The 17,295-nt window shown below is 69.7% G+C and carries 12 protein-coding genes; 5 read left to right on the top strand and 7 right to left on the bottom strand.

The genetic code is table 11. The annotated features are described in order from the left end of the window. Positions 1-3: 3 nt before the first annotated feature. From ACWCO8_RS19605 to ACWCO8_RS19595, 3 genes are all read right to left on the bottom strand, one after another. Entirely contained in the window at positions 4-1,338 is a 1,335-nt protein-coding gene (locus ACWCO8_RS19605; protein WP_451033285.1) for a M60 family metallopeptidase, read from the bottom strand. 125 nt (positions 1,339-1,463) lie between these two features. Then, positions 1,464-2,576, bottom strand: a complete 1,113-nt coding sequence (locus tag ACWCO8_RS19600) for a LacI family DNA-binding transcriptional regulator (RefSeq protein ID WP_451033284.1) — start codon at positions 2,574-2,576, stop codon at positions 1,464-1,466. Beyond that, positions 2,573-3,559, bottom strand: a complete 987-nt coding sequence (locus tag ACWCO8_RS19595; protein WP_451033283.1) for a hydroxyacid dehydrogenase — start codon at positions 3,557-3,559, stop codon at positions 2,573-2,575. The genes ACWCO8_RS19600 and ACWCO8_RS19595 overlap by 4 nt, the downstream gene beginning before the upstream one ends. 257 nt (positions 3,560-3,816) lie before the next feature. Between ACWCO8_RS19595 and ACWCO8_RS19590 the strand changes: the two genes are divergently transcribed. From ACWCO8_RS19590 to ACWCO8_RS19570, 5 genes are all read left to right on the top strand, one after another. Then, on the top strand, positions 3,817-4,773 hold the full coding sequence (locus tag ACWCO8_RS19590; protein WP_451033282.1) for an ABC transporter permease: 957 nt from the start codon (positions 3,817-3,819) through the stop codon (positions 4,771-4,773). Positions 4,774-4,894: 121 nt separating this feature from the next. Continuing rightward, positions 4,895-5,755: a carbohydrate ABC transporter permease gene (locus ACWCO8_RS19585; RefSeq protein ID WP_451033281.1), complete on the top strand. Its 861-nt coding sequence runs from the start codon at positions 4,895-4,897 to the stop codon at positions 5,753-5,755. A gap of 57 nt (positions 5,756-5,812) precedes the next feature. After that, a complete protein-coding gene (locus ACWCO8_RS19580; protein ID WP_451033280.1) occupies positions 5,813-7,507 on the top strand; it encodes an extracellular solute-binding protein in 1,695 nt (564 codons plus the stop codon). Beyond that, positions 7,504-8,955: a M1 family metallopeptidase gene (locus ACWCO8_RS19575; protein ID WP_451033279.1), complete on the top strand. Its 1,452-nt coding sequence runs from the start codon at positions 7,504-7,506 to the stop codon at positions 8,953-8,955. Before ACWCO8_RS19580 ends, ACWCO8_RS19575 begins: the two co-directional genes overlap by 4 nt. Before the next feature lie 27 nt (positions 8,956-8,982). Then, positions 8,983-10,188 (top strand): Gfo/Idh/MocA family protein, encoded by a 1,206-nt coding sequence (locus tag ACWCO8_RS19570; protein WP_451033278.1) that lies wholly within the window; start codon positions 8,983-8,985, stop codon positions 10,186-10,188. A gap of 4 nt (positions 10,189-10,192) precedes the next feature. Here the strand turns inward: ACWCO8_RS19570 and ACWCO8_RS19565 are convergent, their stop codons facing one another. From ACWCO8_RS19565 to ACWCO8_RS19550, 4 genes are all read right to left on the bottom strand, one after another. After that, complete coding sequence (locus ACWCO8_RS19565) at positions 10,193-11,824, bottom strand: hypothetical protein (RefSeq protein WP_451033277.1); 1,632 nt, start codon at positions 11,822-11,824, stop codon at positions 10,193-10,195. A 338-nt stretch (positions 11,825-12,162) separates the two neighbouring features. After that, a complete protein-coding gene (locus tag ACWCO8_RS19560) occupies positions 12,163-13,440 on the bottom strand; it encodes an extracellular solute-binding protein (protein WP_451033276.1) in 1,278 nt (425 codons plus the stop codon). A 212-nt stretch (positions 13,441-13,652) separates the two neighbouring features. Further along, positions 13,653-15,623 carry a potassium transporter Kup gene (locus tag ACWCO8_RS19555; protein WP_451033275.1) on the bottom strand — a complete coding sequence of 657 codons (1,971 nt, stop codon included), beginning with the start codon at positions 15,621-15,623 and terminating at the stop codon, positions 13,653-13,655. A 192-nt stretch (positions 15,624-15,815) separates the two neighbouring features. Continuing rightward, complete coding sequence (locus ACWCO8_RS19550) at positions 15,816-17,174, bottom strand: DUF2254 domain-containing protein (RefSeq protein ID WP_451033274.1); 1,359 nt, start codon at positions 17,172-17,174, stop codon at positions 15,816-15,818. Between the last annotated feature and the right edge of the window lie 121 nt (positions 17,175-17,295).

Here is a 17,295-nt window from a genome sequence, read left to right as displayed (position 1 = left end):
GGTTCAGTCCGTCAGGGTGGCCGGGTCCACGGCCGGGGTGGGCAGCTGGAGGGCGGCGAGGGCCGCCCGGGCCTCGGCGTCGAGGGGGAACGCCCAGGTGTGCGCGAAGAAGTCGGTGAGGTCGTGGCCGGCGACACGGCTGGCGTAGACGGCGAGGTTCCGGTACCTCTTCGCGGTCTCCGAGGGGTCCGACTGCGGGTTCTCCTCCCGGACCAGCCGGTGCATCCGCGGCCAGAAGTCGGCCCCGAACGCGAGCTCCAGCTGCCGCAGCGGCACCAGCTTCTCGTACGCGCCGAAGGACTTCTCGTAGCTGAGGCCCGCCGTACCGAACTTGGCGAGGGCGGACTGGAAGTGGTTCAGGCCGGTGGTGGGGTTCACGGTGAGGAGGTTCGAGGTCTGGCCGAGGGCGCGCTGCACGGCGAGGGAGTAGATGTTCACCGTGACCTCGGTGAGGCCGGCGGGCTTGTACGCCATCTGCTGATGGAGATGGCCGAGTTCGTGGTAGAGGCCCCAGCCGCGCGTGCGGAGCCCCTCGACGGTGATCGCGCGGTCGAGGTAGGCGCGCGGGAAGCCGTTGTAGCCGTGGGTGGCGTAAGCGCCGACGCCCGAGGGGACCACCGACACCTCGGTGAAGTGGAAGCGCCCGGCCTGGCGCCGGTGAACCGGCTTCGATCCGTCGAGACCGCTGACGGCCGCCTCGGCGTCGATGATCGTCTCCAGGAGGCGGAGGAGCGCCGCGTGGTCCTGGTCGCGGTGGAGCAGGGCGCCTTCCCTGGTCAGCGTCATGATCGAGCGGGGGCCGTGGAGTTCGACCACAGGTACGTCGGTGAGCGCGTCGAGCGCCTGCTGGAACTCCGCCTCCCGCGTGTGGCCGAGGCGGAACACCGGCATGGGCGTCGCACCGGAGACGAGGCGGACGCCCGCGCGCTCGCCGTCGCCGGCGAGCGTGAGGTAGACCGGGCCGCCGTACGGGTCGACGACGGTGTGGGTGCCGGGGGAGAGCGGGTAGGAGCGGGGCGCCCTGAGAATGGCGTGGTAGTAGTCCCACTGGCCGATCCAGAGCGTCGGCACGAGCCCGTCGTACGGCCGCACCTGCACGCGGAGTTCGCGCCCCGCGGGCACGTACCGACCGGTGGGCTGGAACTCGCTCGCCCGCAGTGCCTGCCCGAGGCGCAGCCGCTCGGCCTCGGCGGTCGGGCGGCCGACGGCGGTGACGGAGCAGCCGCCGGCCGCGTGGGCCGAACCTTCGGTACCGAGCGCGAGCGCGGCGCCCGTGAGCGCGGCCGCGCCGAGGAACGTACGGCGGGAGGGGGACGGGGGCGGGGAGGAGGGGCGCATCGCGGGCTCCTGGGGCAGGGAGGCGGTGGTGTGCTGCTGCTGATGGTGCGGTGATGCGGCGCCAGCATGTAAGCGCTTGCTATGAAGTCGCAAGGGGTCCCGAGGAGTTACTACCTGTTTCTATGTCACCGGCGCGGCGCGGCAACGGAGTCGCGCACCACGATGTGCGTCCCCAGGCGCAGCCGGCCCGTGGTCGGTGCGCGCCAGTCGTCCTCGTCGCCGCCGTTGAGGGCGACGCGTACGGCCTGACGGCCCATCTCCTCCAGGGGCACCCGCACCGTCGTGAGCCGGGGCCGCATCTCCTGGGCCACGGGTACGTCGTCGTAGCCGACCAGGGAGACGTCCTGTGGCACCCGCACCCCCGCCTCCTCCATGGCCTGCAGCGCGCCCGCCGCCACGATGTCGTTGGCGGCGAAGACGGCGGTGAAGTCCAGACCCTCCCTGAGGAGTTCGGTCATCCGGCGGTAGCCGAAGGACCGGCTGAACGCACCCGGTTGCTCCAGCTCCGGGGCGTGCTCGACGCCCCGCAGTTCCAGGGCGCGGCGATGGCCGGCGAGCCGGTCGATGGTCGTGGAGAGGCCGACGGGCCCACCGAGATACAGGATGCGCTCGTGCCCCTGGGCGACGAGGTGGTCGGTGATGGCGAAGGCGCCGCCCTCGTTGTCGTACTCGACGCCCACCGTGGGGTCGTTCTCGCCCAGGGAAGGCCGTCCGCACAGCACGAGCTTCGCGCCGCCGGCGTCCAGCTCGTGTGCCCTGCGCGCCAGTTCGGACTGGTACGCCCGGTCGGCGTAGCTCCCGCCGACGAGCACCACCGCGTCGGCGCGGCGCTCGTGCATGAGCTCGATGAAGGCGAGCTCGCGCTGTGGGTCGCCCTGGGTGCAGCAGACCAGGCACAGCCGGTCCCCGGCGGTCGCCTCGCGTTCGACGCCCCGGGCGATGTAGGCGTAGAAGGGGTCGACCACGTCGTTGACGATGATGCCGACCGTGCGGCCCGAGGCTCCGGCCAGCGCCCGCGCGTGGGCGTTGACCACATAGCCGAGTTCCCGCATGGCCGCCTCGACGCGCTCGCGGGTGGCCGTGGCGACCGGGTAGTTCTGGTTCATCACGCGGGAGACCGTTGCTGTCGACACCCCCGCGTGACGGGCCACGTCGACGACGGTCGCCCGCCGCTGCCCGCCGACACCGGGACCGGCGCCTGGGGTGGTACCCGGAGTCGTTCCCGTGGGCCCGTTCATGCGATGCGCTCCAGGTCTTCGAGGAGTACGGGGTGGTTGAGCGGGACCCCGCGCGCGAAGCGGGCCAGTTCGTCGACGGCGAGCGCCCCGAGGCTGCCCACCTCGTTGCCCTGCGCGCCGGCCAGGTGCGGGGTGAGGAAGGCGTTGGGCAGCTCCCACAGCGGATGGTCGACGGGCAGGGGTTCCGGGTCGGTCACGTCGAGGACGACGTCGATGCGCCCCTCGGCCACATGGGCGGTGAGCGCCTCGGTGTCGACGAGCGGGCCCCGCGCGGTGTTGACCAGGAGCGTGCCGGGCCGCATCAGGTCCAGGCGCCGCGCGTCGAGCAGATGCCGGGTCGCGTCCGTGGCGGGTGCGTGCAGGGTGACGACGTCGCTGGTGGCGACGAGGGTGTCGAGGTCGGTGAGGGTCGTACCGAGCCGCTCGGCCTCCGCCGCGTCGACGTACGGGTCGTACAGCAGGATCTCGGCGTCGATGGAGCGCAGCAGCTGGATGACGCGACGCCCGATGCGCGACGCGCCGACCACACCCACGGTGATGCCGTGGGTGCCGAGCCAGCGGAACCGGTCGAGGTCGGAGGCGGTGCGGTGCGAGCGGCGGTCGCGGTAGAGGTGGGCGAGCGGGAAGGCGCGCTTGGCGCCCAGGATGATCGCGGCGAGCGTGAACTCGGCGACCGGCACGGCGTTGGCCGCGGCCGCGGAGGAGACCGTGATCCCCCGCTCGTACGCCGCGCGGTCGAGGAACGTCTTCACGGTGCCGGCCGAGTGGATCACCGCTTCGAGGCGCGGCGCCCGGTCGAGGACCGTGGCGTCGATGCGGGGACAGCCCCAGCCGGTCAGCAGCACCTCGCATTCGGCGAGCGCGGCGACGGCCCGACGGCTGGTGAATTCCTGGAGGAGGTAAGGGGGTTGGATGTTCGCGATCTCCTCGAGGCGGGCGCGGACGGCCGGCGGGAAGACGTCGTCGAGGAACGCGACATCCATCGCCAGGACCGTACGGGGCCGCCTTGGGGGCGGTGTGGCGTCGAGGGGGCCGGTGGGTACCGGCGCCTCATCAGTGGTTCGCACCCTGCCTCCGGACAGTAAGCGTGTTCTATGAGGTGACCGAACGCTAAGGACTGCGCGAGGGAGCGTCAAGCAGGCGACCCGCATCGGCAGGCCGTATCAGGCGGCATCAAGCCACATCGGCGTGGGTCGGATCCCTTGACGCCCGGGGTAAGCGGTTACTACGTTGCCGCCTCATGGCAGACACAACGCCCTCTCCACCCCTCGCCGTGCACCGTCTCTCCCTGCGGCAACGGCTCAAGCGGGACAAGGTGATGCTGCTGCTGACCCTGCCGGGACTGCTGTACTTCGTGGTGTTCCACTACGTGCCGCTGCTCGGGTACGTCGTGGCGTTCCAGAACTACCAGCCGTACCTGGGCTACACGCAGAGCGCATGGGTCGGCTTCGCCAACTTCTCCTCCGCCTTCGCCGATCCGGCGTTCTGGTCGGCCACCGGCAACACCCTGAAGATCGCCCTCGTGCAGCTGGTGTTCTTCTTCCCCGTGCCGGTCGGACTCGCGCTGCTGCTCAACAGCATCGTGAGCGACAAGGTCCGGCGGTTCGTGCAGAGCGTCGTCTACCTGCCGCACTTCATCGGCTGGGTCATCATCGTCTCGATCTTCCAGCAGATCCTGGGCGGCGCGGGCGTCGTACCCGACCTCCTCGGTCAACTCGGCCTGCCCCGCTACGACATGACGACCGATCCCGGCGCCTTCCCCTGGCTGCTCGCCCTTCAGGTGATGTGGAAGGACGCGGGATGGGGCACCATCATCATCCTCGCCGCCCTGCTCAACATCGACCGCGGCCTCTACGAGGCGTCCGCCATCGACGGCGCGGGCAGGCTGCGCCGGCTCTGGCACGTCACCCTGCCGGGCATATCACCGGTCATCATCCTGCTGCTCATCCTCAACCTCGGTCAGATCCTCTCCGTCGGCTTCGAGCAGATCCTGCTCCAGCGCGACGCGGTCGGCCCCGGTGCCGGTGAAGTCCTCGACACCTACGTCTACTTCCACGGCATCAAGGACAACGACTGGGGCACCTCGGCCGCCGTCGGTCTCGTCAAGGCGGTCATCGGCACCGTCCTCGTCCTCGGCGCGAACAAGTTCGCGCACCGGCTCGGCCACGAAGGGGTGTACCGAGGTGCTGACCGCTGACCCACAGAAGACCAGGCAGGAGCCCCCGGCCGGCTCTGACTCGAAAGGCGACAGGGCGCCCGCCCGGAAGGCGGGCCCGGCTTCCGCCTCGCCGGCGGCCTCCGGCGGACGGCCCCCGTGGATGGAGAAGCCCACCCGCCTCGGCCTCCTCCTCAAGGGGGTGGTGCTGGTCCTGGTCGTGTCGGCGGTCGCCTACCCGCTGCTGGGGGTGATCGGTACGAGCTTCGCCTCGCAGACGGACATCATCAGGAGCCCGGGGCTGGTCCTGTGGCCCGACCACCCCACCCTGGAGGCGTACCGCACGGTCCTCAGCGGCGGGGTCGTCACCCGCGCACTCCTCACCAGTCTCGTCGTCACGCTCGTCGGTACGGCGTGCAGCCTGGTGGCCACCATCGGCATGGCGTACGGACTCTCCCGCCGTGATGTGGTCGGCTCCCGATTCATCCTGATGACCGCCCTGTTCACCATGCTCTTCGACCCGGGCATCATCCCCAAGTTCCTCACCGTCAAGGAGCTCGGCCTCTACAACACCCTGGCCGCCCTTGTCCTGCCCACCATGGTCAGCGCCTTCAACCTCGTCGTCCTGCGCTCCTTCTTCATGAACCTCCCCGAGGAGCTGTACGACGCCGCCAAGGTCGACGGCGCGGGGGACTTCCGCACCCTGGTCCGCATCGTCCTGCCGCTCTCGAAGGCCGTCCTCGCCGTCATCGGCCTCTTCTACGCGGTGACCTACTGGAACGCCTTCTTCAACGCGATGCTCTACCTCAACGACGCGGAGAAGTGGCCCCTGGCGATGGTGCTCCGCACCTTCGTCCTGCAGGGCCAGTCGTTGGAAGGCGCCTCGGTCGGCGAGTCCGTCGCCCCTCAACAGGCCGTCCAGATGGCCGTGCTGGTGATCGCCGTCGTCCCGATCCTCTGCGTGTACCCCTTCCTCCAGCGCTACTTCACCAAGGGCGTGCTCACCGGAGCCATCAAGGGCTGAGCCCCGCTCGCCTCCCCGCACGACACACCCATCACCCCTCGCCCCAAGGAGTCGCTCGTGCCGTTCGCCCGTAGATCCGCGTCGCTCGACCGCAGGACCCTCCTGCGCGCCTCCCTCGGCCTCGGCCTGGGACTGGCCGCCGCGCCCCTCCTCTCCGCGTGCGGCGACGGCGGCGGCACCGCGGGGAAGGCCGCCGCGAAGAGCCGCGGCGCCCTTCCCCGTACGGTCGCCGCGAACTCCGTCACGGCCGACCTGGCGGGTACCACCACCGGTGTCCCGCACGCCTACTTCAGCTACCCCAAGTCCCCGGTCCGCTCCGTCCGGGGCACCCCGTTGAAGGGCGTCCAACCCATCAAGGCCATGACGGAGACCTTCGTACCCCCGGCGCCCGGCCGCGCGCAGAACGCCGCCTGGCAGGCCATCGAGAAGCGGCTCGGCGGACAGGTCGACATCACCGCGGTGCCGGCCGACGACTACGGCACCAAGTTCTCCACGATGGTCGCGAGCGGCGATCTCGCCGACCTCTTCATGTACCCGGAGACGGGCGGTGTCGCCCACAAGGCCGCCTTCTTCGCGTCCCAGTGCGCCGACCTCACCCCCTTCCTCTCCGGCGACCACGTCAGGACGTACCCCAACCTCGCCGCGATCCCGGCCGGCGCCTGGCAGGAGTGCCTGTACGGGGACAAGCTGTACGGCGTCCCCATCACCCGCTACGGAACCTCGGGCGCGGGCTTCTACCGGCACGACCTGTTCCGCGAGGTCGGAGTGGAGAGCCTCGACGCCATCTCGAGCCTCGACCGCTTCCTTGAGGTGTGCAAGGAGCTGACGCGCCCCAAGGAGAAGCGGTACGCCATCGTCGCGGGCGCCACCAACCTGCTCGCGATGTCGGCCGGCGCGCCCTACCAGTGGGCGATGGACAAGAAGACCGGCAAGTTCACCGCGGACCTGGAGACCGACGCGTACCGTCACGCGGTCGAGACGGCCGCCGAGCTGTACAAGGCAGGCTGCTACTACCCCGGCACGCTCCAGATGAGCGGAGCCCAGAAGGCGCAGTACACGGACCTGTTCAAGAACGGCAAGGGCGCGTACGTCTACGACGGCATGCCGCCCTACCTGGCACCCTCCACCGGATACGTCGAATCCATGGCCGCCGTCGACAAGAGCTTCGACGTCCGGCCGATGGTGCCGTTCGGTCCGACGGCCGTGGCCTGGTCCGACAACATCACCCTCAGCCAGACGTACATCAGGAAGGCGCCCAAGGAGCGGGTCGAGGCGATCCTGCGCCTGCTCGACTTCATCGCCGCGCCGTTCGGCACCGAGGAGTACACCCTCATCAACTTCGGGGTGGAGGGCACCGACCACACCCGCGACGCCCGCGGAAACCCCGTCCTCACCGCGCGCGGTTCGCTGGAGGTCGGCGTCCCCTGGGGGAAGCTCTCCTCCGGCACCCCGGCGCTCTTCTCCGCCACGAACAAGGACGCCGTGACCCACGCCCACCAGGCGTACACGCGGCTCATCCCCAAGCTGGTGCGCGCCGACCACCTCGACTTCACGTCCCCGACCTGGGACTCCGAGGGCAGCGGCAGCCTCGGCACGCTCAAGGGCGACGGTCTGAAGGACATCATCGCCGGACGCAAGTCCATGAAGGACTACGACGTCCTCGTCAAGGACTGGCTGGCCAAGGGCGGCGAGAAGGCACGCGCCGAGTTCGAGGAAGCGGCCCAGCAGAGCACGAAGGAGACCGCCAAGTGACCCGCACCCTGCGCACGGCCGTCGCCACGGCCACCGCTTTCGTCGCCCTCACCCTCTGCGCCGCGCCCGGTGCGCGGGCCCAGGACGCGTTCGATCCGAAGCCCGGTGCGGACGGCGCGGGCGACCCGCTGTTCCCGACGCTCGGCAACGGCGGCTACGACGTCCTCCACTACGACCTCTCCTTCGACTTCACCCCCGTCACGTACGACTTCGACGGCGTGATGAAGATCTACGCGACCGCGACCCAGGACCTGTCCTCCTTCAACCTCGACATCGACTCCCTCGCCGTCGACGAGGTGAAGGTGAACGGCAAGGCCGCCACCTGGGCCGTCTCGCCCGGCAAGAGCGGCCAGGAGCTCACGGTCACCCCCGCCCGCGCCCTCCACGACGACCTGCCCTTCGTGGTCACCGTCGCCTACCACGGCAACGGGAAGACGAAGCCGGTCGGTGCGCCCGGCTGGCGGTACATGAGCGACGGCGGCTTCGTCTCCGCCGCCCAGGCGTCCCGCGCCGACACCTTCGCGCCGGTCAACGACACCACCCGGGACAAGGCGACCTGGTCCTTCCACCTCACCGCCCCGGACGGCTGGACGCCGGCCGCCAACGGCACCCTCATCGGCTCCCGGGCCGTCGCCGACCAGAAGACCGCCTGGGACTTCGTCCTCGGCTCGCGCATGGCGCCGGAGCTCCTCGGCATCTCCGTGGCGCGGCAGACCATGCTGACCGGCGAAGGCCCGCACGGCATCAGGCTGCGCCACTACGTCCCCACTGGCCAGGTCGCCACGTACCAGCCGATCGTGGAGCAGACCGGCGAACAGATCGAGTGGCTGGAAGAGACGCTCGGCGTCCGCTTCCCGTTCTCCACCTACGGGATGCAGATCGTCCGCGACGGCTACGGCGACGCCCTGGAGAACCAGACGCTCTCCCTGTTCGGGCCGGGCTGGTTCAAGAACGCCGCCACCTCACGGACGTACACCAACGTGATGATCCATGAGCTGACCCACCAGTGGTTCGGCGACTCCGTCACCCCGACCACCTGGCAGAGCGCCTGGCTGAACGAGGGCCCGGCGGTGTACTACGCCGCGCTCTGGGCCGACCAGCAGGGCTTCTCCTCGATGGAGGAGAAGATGCGGACGGCGTACGCCAAGCTCGACGCCGTCCGCAAGACGGACGGCCCGCCCGGGCTCCCCACCGCGCTCGGCGGCTTCAACATCTATGACGGCGCCGCCGTCACCCTGTACGCGCTGCGGCGGCAGATCGGCCAGGCGGACTTCGACGCCGTCATCACGTCCTGGCTCGTGAAGCACCGCGGCGGCAACGCCGACACCCAGGACTTCATCGACAATGCCGTCGAGGTCACCGACGACCCGACCCTGCGGCCCTTCCTGGAGGACTGGCTCTTCAGCACCGAGAACCCGCCCATGCCCGGCCACCCGGACTGGACCTGACGCACCGTGAAAGAGAAGGGCCGATCGATGACCGACCTCCGTCTCGGAGTCCTTGGCTACGGACTGCGCGGCTCCCTCGCGCGCACCGCCCACCGGCCGGGAGCGGGCTCCCGCGTCACCGCCCTCGCGGAGCACGACGCCCAGGCGCGGACGGAGGCGGCCGTCGCGTTCCCGGGCGCCGTGATCAGCGGCGATCACCGGAAGGTGGTGGAGGATCCCGACGTCGACGCGATCCTTGTCCTGACCCCCGACCACACCCACGCCGACCTCGCCTGCGAGGCCCTGCGCGCGGTCAAACCGGTCTTCGTCGAGAAGCCCCTCGACATCACCGTCGAGCGGTGCGACAGGATCCTGCGCACCGCGTACGAGACCGGGACGCGCCTCTACGTCGGACACAACATGCGCCACATGCCCGTCGTCCGCCTGATGCGCGACATCATCGCCCGCGGCGAGATCGGCGAGGTCAAGACGGTGTGGGTACGGCACTTCGTCGGCTACGGCGGCGACTGGTACTTCAAGGACTGGCACGCAGAACGGCGCTGCACGACCGGACTGCTCCTGCAGAAGGCCGCCCACGACATCGACGTCCTGCACTGGCTCGCGGGCGGGACGACGCGGCAGGTGCAGGCGATGGGGGAGCTGATGGTCTACGGGGACAACCCGCACCGCCGAGTGCCCGGCGAACCCAAGGCCGAGGACTGGTACACCAAGGACGGCCACTGGCCACCGCACACCCAGCGCGCGCTCAACCCGGTCATCGACGTCGAGGACGTGTCCCTCGTCAACATGCGCCTCGACAATGGTGTGTTGGCCGCGTACCAGCAGTGCCACTTCACCCCCGACTACTGGCGCAACTACACCGTCATCGGCGACGGCGGCCGGCTGGAGAACTTCGGCGACGGTCCCGGGGGAGTGGTGAAGGTGTGGAACTCCCGCCGCTCCGGCTACCGTTCGGACGCCGACGCCGAGTACCCCGTGCCCGCCGCCGAGGACAACGCAGGGCACGGCGGTGCCGACCCGCTCCTGATCGACGAGTTCGTGCGCTTCGCCCGCGAGGGAGGCCGTACGGACACCTCCCCGGTGGCCGCCCGCATGGCCGTCGCCACGGGAGCGGGGGCCACCGAGTCGCTGCGGGACGGCGGAAGGCCACGCGAGGTCCCGGACCTCGACCAGGAGCTGATCGCGTACTTCGAACGCGGTCAGACGCGTGCGGGCCGAGGTCCGGGAAGGTGAGGGATCAGCAGGCGGGTGGTGTCGTGCCGCCGACGCTGATGCGCAGGTCCGCCCCCGAGGCGCCGACCGAGCACACCTTCACGGCGGCGTTCGCGACCTCGTCCGTCAGCGTCATGCCCGCGGCCAGCGGCGCGTCGTCGGTCGTCGCCGTCCCCGGTGTGGCGTCCACGAGCCGGTTGTGCACGGTGCCGCCGGCGGTCACGATGCGGACGATGACGCCGTTGACCAGGGGATCGGTCGAGAGGTAGTCGTCGTACGGCGGGGTGGCGCGGCGGTACTCGAGCGACAGGTACCCGCCGTCGCCGCGAGGGATACGGAACTCCTGGGTCCCGCTCACCCCGAGCACTCCGAGCTGATAGGCGCCGCTGCTCGTCGGCCTGACGACCTGGGCGTCGGGGGTCCAGCCGGCGAACTGGCGGTAGTCGACGGGGTAGAGGTGCATGCCCCCACCGCCCATGGTGTCGGTCGGGTCGTCCCCGCCCGCCGCCGTGCAGGAGGCGTTCACCCGCGTCACGGTGCCAGAGACGGGGCAGGCGCGCAGCGTGTCGGAGTGCTGAAAGCCCAGGTTGTGGCCGAACTCGTGGGTCCACATCCACGTCTTGTGGCCCACGCCGTTGGAGATGATCCAGTTCCCCGGCATGGAGGCGAGCCCTTCGAAGGAGCAGCCCGCATGGCGCGAGATGTCGATGAAGAGGTAGTCGTACGCATCCGGATTCACGCCCCGCGCGAGGGCCGCCGCCCGTGCCGACGCACGGATGTCCGCCGACACGCAGGTGGCGGGACGCGCGCCCAGGTCCACACCCGTGAGCACATCACCTGTCAGGTTCAGCTTCCCGTCGGACACCTCGGTGACGTACGAGCGGAGTGAGGGGTAGCCGGCACCGAGGACCGCCTGCTCGACGGGGGCGGGGTCGACGGGGGTGGCGTCGTTCCAGTGGGTGGCCATCAGGAGCACCCTCTTCTGACCGGTCACCGGCCGCACGGGCCAGCCCGCGAGGAAGGCGTCGGCGCTCCACCCGCGCATGGAGCCGTAGTCGGTGGCACCGCCCTGGGCGGCGCAGTCGCCGACCTGAGGGACGTTGCTGCCGTTGAACGTCCGCAGGCAGTTGCCCAGTTGGGCGTCGGCGCGGTACTTGTTCCGGAGCTGGACGTACCCGTTGCCCTGGTCGACGGCCTGCCACAGCCGCATGGAGGTGTAGTCGGTGGCGCCGCCCTGCCCGGTGCACTCACCGACCTCGACGGCGCTGGTGCCGGAGAACGTCCGCAGACAGTTCCCGAGCCCGGCGTCGGCCCGGTACTTGTTCTGCACCAGGAAGTATCCGTTGCCCTGGTCGACGGCCTGCCACTGGCGCATCGAGGTGTAGTCGGTGGGGCCGCCCAGGGCGGTGCAGTCGCCGACCTCGACGGCGTTGCTGCCCGAGAACGTCCGCAGGCAGGTCCCGAGTCCGGCGTCCGCCCGGTAGTCGTTCTCCACCAGCGTGTATCCCGCGGCCAGTTCCGCGGCGGCGGGCGTGCTGCCCTGCCCTGGTGGCGCCGCGGTGGCGGGCGCGTACGAGACCATCGCGCCGACCGCGAGGAACGCGGTCAGCAGGGCGGTGACCCGCCCGGTGAGCACTCGTGCGAACGGTCCTGGCATGTGTCCTCCGAAGGCGTGCGGGGGGGGTGTGCCGAGGGGAACCGCGTCCGGGCATGGCTCTGCGCGGGCGTTCGGCCACCGATTGCCCGACAGGATGTAAGCGTTTGCTATGCCGGGCAAGAGCGGCCGCAAAGTTTCTACGCGTTACTGTGCGGGCCCGGTCGACACCGGAGGGGGAGGGTCGTCGCCCCGCGCACCTTGTGGGCGCCTCGCGAGCGACGAGAGGGGCGTCGGGTCGACGCCGTTCGGCCAGGTCGAGTGAAGACCGAAGGGGCCGGAAGGGGACAACTGGCGGCGGGGAGAGAGGAGATGGGTCCCCGCGGACCGCGGCGCCGCCGCTACTTCTGAGCTTCGTCCCGGGCGGCCTGCTGGGCGATCTGCTCCAGCACGCTCTTCGGGTCGGCGGACGGTGCGACGGCCTTTCCTATGTTCCGCTTGATGGTGTCGCTGACCTGCAGCCAGGACGGTTCGTTGACCGGGTAGAGCTGGGCACTGCGCAGCGCCGCCAGGAACTGCCCGTCGCTGGGGTCCGCCGCCGCGTCCTGGGACGCCTGGGTGGCCGACACCGTCGACGGCAGCAGGTGGTAGCGCCCGGCGAACTCGCTGAGGTTCTTGTCCTCGTAGACGAAGTTCAGGAACGAGCCCACCAGTTCGCGATTGCCGTCGTGCTTGAAGGCCATCATCCAGTCGGCGATGCCCGCCGCTGGCGGCTCCTCCCCGTCGCGCATCGCGTCCGACACCGGCATGCGCAGGGTGCCGACCTTCAGGCCCTTCGCCTTCGCGTCGTGAAGGAGCGACGGGTAGCCGTTGACCATGCCGACGTCGCCGCGCAGGAAGGCCGCGAAGGCGTCCTGCCGGTTGAGCTGGGCCGGCGGGACCGGTCCGGTCAGGTCCGGCACGACCAGGTTGTCCTTGATCCAACGGAACGTCTGCGTGTTGGGCTCGGAGGCGATGCTGTAGGCACCGGTGCTGTCGGTGTAGCCACCGCCGTTGCTCAGTTCCCAGATCAGGGCCTCGGCGTGCGCCTCCTCCGGGCCGAGCGGCAGCGCGTACGGGTAGAGCACGCCCTCCTTCTTCAGCGCCTCGGCCGCGTCCTTCAGCTCCGACCAGGTCTGCGGCGGCTTCGCTCCGGCCTCGTCGAACAGCTTCTCGTTGTAGAAGAGCAGTCGGCTGCTGGCCACGAAGGGCAGGCCGTAAAGGGTGCCGTCGACCGAGCCCGCCTCGGCGAGCGGCGGCAGGAAGTTCGCCTCCGATTTGATCGACATGACCTCGTTGGCGGCGTAAAGACGGCCCTGCGCGGCGAAATCCGAGTACGCGCCCATCAGCGCCACGTCCGGAGCGTTGCCCTCCTTGACCATGCGCGTGACCTCGCGGTCGACGTCGGCCCACGGGTAGAGCGTCACCTCGATCTTCTTGTCGGGATGGGCGGTGATGAAGGCGGCGGTCAGCTCGTCCCAGTAGGCCTTGGAGCTGGTGGCCGGAGTGCTGCCGTACTCGGGAACCACGAGGCGCAAGGTGGTCCCGTCGCTCCCGGACGAGCCGCAGGCGGTGACGAGCGAGCCCAGGAGACCGAATGCGGCCGCGGAGGCGGTCATGCCGAAGAGTCTTCGTCGCACGGATCTTTTCCTCTTGATCTTTTTTGGACAGTGCGTCCGAAATTCTCTCCTGGTCCGGGAGGTATTCGCGCCTCTTGCCGAACGGTTGTGTTCATATCTCCAACGGAAAGGATTCCGCATGGTGTTTTCCGATATACCGGCGCCTATTCCGACGCGCGTAGACCTCGCCAGATCTCTCCGTATCGCCATTCTGTGTGGGCAACGCCACGCCCTCACACCTCGATGTGCGAGCCCATGATGACCGTCTGGTTGCGGGGCAGGCCGAAGTACTCGGCGGCATCGGCGGTGACGTAGGAGGTGGCGATGAACAGCCGCTTGCGCCAGGGCGCCATCGTCGGAGCCTTCCCGCGCCGCAGCTCGATCTTCGACAGGAAGTAGGACGCCTGGTCGAGCTGCAGACTCCCCTCGGTCGTCGTCGGGTCCAGCGTCGCGAGGGCGGTGGGGACGTCCGGCGTCTCCATGTAGCCGAACCGGGAGGTGACGTGGATGATCCCGTCGTCGGAGTGGCCGAGATCGTCGACGACGCTCCGCTCGGCGTCCGGAACCCGGGGAACGAGCTCGGTCTCGAGCGACAGGATCACCACGTGTTCGTGGCGCACGTGGTTGTGGTCGACGTTGGCCCGCATGGCCAGGGGCGTGGTCTCCTTGCCCCGGTTGAGGAAGACGGCCGTTCCCGGAACACGTACGGTGGACGCCCGCCCACTGTGCAGTTCTTCGATGAACTCCCGCAGGGGGCCTTCGCGTGCGGCCCGCTCCCTGGTGACGATCTCCCGGCCACGCTGCCAGGTGGTCATCACGGTGAACGCGATGAGGCCGATCAGCAGCGGCAGCCACGCGCCGTGGACGAGCTTGGTCAGGTTCGCGGCCACGAACAGCAGGTCCACGGAGAGCAGGACCGCGGCGCCGATGCCGAGGATCCACACCGGTGTCCCCCACTTCGCCCGGGCGACGTAGAAGAACAGCAGGGTGGTGATGGTGATGGTCCCGGTGACCGCCATGCCGAACGCGAAGGCCAGGGCCGTGGAGGTGCGGAAGGCGAAGACCAGGGTGAGGACCGAGACCATCAGCAGCCAGTTGATCCACGGGACGTAGACCTGGCCCACGGCGGACTCCGAGGTGTGCGCGATCCGCAGCCTCGGCAGGTAGCCGAGCTGCGCCGCCTGGGAGGCGACCGAGTACGCGCCGGTGATCACGGCCTGGGAGGCGATCACGGTCGCGGCCGTGGCCAGCAGGATCATCGGCCAGCGCCCCCAGTCGGGCACCAGGAGGAAGAACGGGCTGCTGATGTTGGCCGGGTCGTCGAGGATCAGCGCGCCCTGGCCGAGGTAGCTGAGGATGCAGGCGGGGAAGACGAGGACGAGCCACGCGCGAGTGATCGGCCGGCGGCCGAAGTGCCCCATGTCGGCGTAGAGCGCCTCGGCGCCCGTGACCGAGAGCACGACCGCGGCCAGGGCGAAGAAGGCGGTGCCGAAGTGGCCGAAGAGGAAGTCCAGTGCGTACGTCGGCGACAGGGCCTTGAGGATCTCGGGATGGTCGAGGATGCCGGCGAGACCGCACGCGCCGATGGCCAGGAACCAGGCGATCATGACCGGCCCGAACACCCGGCCCACCGCCGCGGTCCCCCTGCGCTGCACCAGGAACAGCGCCACGATGATGACGGCGGTGATGGGCACGACCAGGTCTTCCAACGACGGCTCGACGACCTTGAGCCCCTCGACCGCGGACAGCACCGAGATGGCCGGGGTGATCATGCTGTCGCCGAAGAACAGCGAGGCGCCGAAGATGCCGAGCGCCGCCAGTACGGTGGCGGTCTTCAGCCCCAGTCGCGACTTCCACCGCCGCAGCAGAGTGATCAGGGCCATGATGCCGCCCTCGCCGTCGTTGTCGGCGCGCATCGCCAGGAGGACATACGTGACCGTGACGATGATCGTCACCGACCAGAAGACGAGCGAGACCACCCCGTACACGTTCTGCGTGCTGACCGGTACGGGGTGCGGGTCGCTCGGGTTGAACACGGTCTGGAGGGTGTAGATCGGGCTCGTCCCGATGTCGCCGAACACGACGCCGAGAGCGCCGATCACCAGACCGAGGCGCAGCGCCTCACGCGGGCCGGGACCGGGAGTCGTGGACGGCCGTGACGCCGATCCGTCGTCGGAACCGGCTACGTGCCCGCGATCGGTCACAGCGCACCTCCTCGGCGCGCGCCGGTTCCCGGCGTGCCGGCGCATCGCGCTGGACGATACTGCTCCGGTACGCGGCCGAGCGGGAGCACGGCCCGCAAGCCGGTCGGGATGACCCACAAGGCGCCGTCGGGATGACCCGCAAGGCGTCAGGGTTCCCCCGACCGGAGGCGCGAGGAGGCGCCCCTCAGCCCCTCAGCCCACCAGTGCCGCCGCACGATCGGCGTGCAGAGCCCGCAGCGCCTCGTACCGGCGCGTTACATCGGCGCGGTCGGAGGGTTCCGGGATCGATCCCGATGCCTCGTGGATCATCGCCGCCTGATGGAGCAGCAGCGCGCGCTGCTCGGTGGTGGTGGCCCGCTCCATGATCTTGGTCAGGGCCTCCAGCTGACGGATCATCACCGCGGGTATGCCACTGCTCGCCTGGCGGATCTTCTCGAAGCTCCGCTGCACGAGCCGGTCGTATCCGACCTCGGTGCTGATCACACGGATCACGCCCTCCGCGTCACGATGGACACCGCTGGGGTCCCAGTGATCGGTGATCCTGCACAGGCTGGAGCTGAGCCAGTCGATGCAGGTCATGGCCGTGAACGTGTCGTTGATGGCAGGGGACAGGGCGCGGATGGCGATCTCCACGAGCTGGTCCACGCCGAACGAGATGTCCTGCGCCAGCGTGCGCGAGTGCCCGGTCACCTCGGCCTTGGCCAGGGCCCGCTGCACGACGGGCGCGGCCTCGGGCGGCCAGACCCGCGCCATCCCGCTGCCCGCGACGAGGAAGTGACCGGGGCGGTAGGGCAGGAGAATCGTGGCGTCGGCCTCGGCCGCGATCCGCACCAGGTGCTGGTGGCGGATGAACTGCAGGTACCCGCTCTGCTGGACGAACACGACGCCGTCCGACCCCTCGAGCCGGTCGAGCAGCTCCTCCGCCGAAGGCCCCGCGGCCGAGCCGGACACGTCGTCGCGCGTCTTGGCGCTCTGGGTGGTGATGGCCTGCGACAGCTCCGCCGCGATCCGTGAGATGACGCGCGGAAGCTGGATCTCGACGGTGATGTGGTGGATGAAGTAGATGAGCATCGCCACGTCGAGCCCCATGCCCACCATGGCGACGGTGATGGAGAGGTGCGGGACGAAGTCGCCCTGGGGACCCGGCGCGATGCTGATCAGCGCGAGGAGGACGTACGCGAAGGTGGCGACGTACGTGCCGAGGGTGAACTGGGCGCCGCGGTCCCGGATGAACGTACGCAGCATCCGCGGACCGAACTGCGTGGACGCCAGGGACAGCGCCACGATGATCACGGAGAAGACCACGCCGACCACGGTGACGAGGGCTCCGGCGATGACGATGAGAATCTGCCGTCCTGAGTCGGCGGTGCCCGCCATCACCCACGACGGCAGGGTGACCTCCGAGCGGTAGGCCGCCCTGTCGATGAGATAGGTGACGGTGAACAGCAGCACGACGCCGATCACTTCGAGGCTGGGAATCAGCCACAGGTTGGTGCGCAGTGTCTCCCGTCGCCAGTCCCAGTGCTGCCGTAGCCATGTCCACAGTGCCATGACCGCAGAGGGTAAGGCGTTGGCCGTGCGTCCATAGGGGTCGTTGACGGCATCGTGAGGAAACGCGGTGCGCCCTGATGGAACTCGATCGCGACGTTGTCATGAATTTGACGGAGCCCGG

The organism is Streptomyces sp. NPDC001927, assembly GCF_053594455.1.
Note: the sequence above shows the minus strand (reverse complement) of the source record. Positions and strands in the feature narration are given on the sequence as shown.

Bases quoted from the DNA above. Each gene is read 5' to 3' on its own strand.
- ACWCO8_RS19550 (WP_451033274.1), bottom strand. From the start codon at position 17,174: ATGGCACTGTGGACATGGCTACGGCAGCACTGGGACTGGCGACGGGAG.
- ACWCO8_RS19565 (WP_451033277.1), bottom strand. From the start codon at position 11,824: ATGCCAGGACCGTTCGCACGAGTGCTCACCGGGCGGGTCACCGCCCTG.
- ACWCO8_RS19590 (WP_451033282.1), top strand. From the start codon at position 3,817: ATGGCAGACACAACGCCCTCTCCACCCCTCGCCGTGCACCGTCTCTCC.
- ACWCO8_RS19570 (WP_451033278.1), top strand. From the start codon at position 8,983: ATGACCGACCTCCGTCTCGGAGTCCTTGGCTACGGACTGCGCGGCTCC.
- ACWCO8_RS19600 (WP_451033284.1), bottom strand. From the start codon at position 2,576: ATGAACGGGCCCACGGGAACGACTCCGGGTACCACCCCAGGCGCCGGT.
- ACWCO8_RS19605 (WP_451033285.1), bottom strand. From the start codon at position 1,338: ATGCGCCCCTCCTCCCCGCCCCCGTCCCCCTCCCGCCGTACGTTCCTC.
- ACWCO8_RS19595 (WP_451033283.1), bottom strand. From the start codon at position 3,559: ATGGATGTCGCGTTCCTCGACGACGTCTTCCCGCCGGCCGTCCGCGCC.
- ACWCO8_RS19585 (WP_451033281.1), top strand. From the start codon at position 4,895: ATGGAGAAGCCCACCCGCCTCGGCCTCCTCCTCAAGGGGGTGGTGCTG.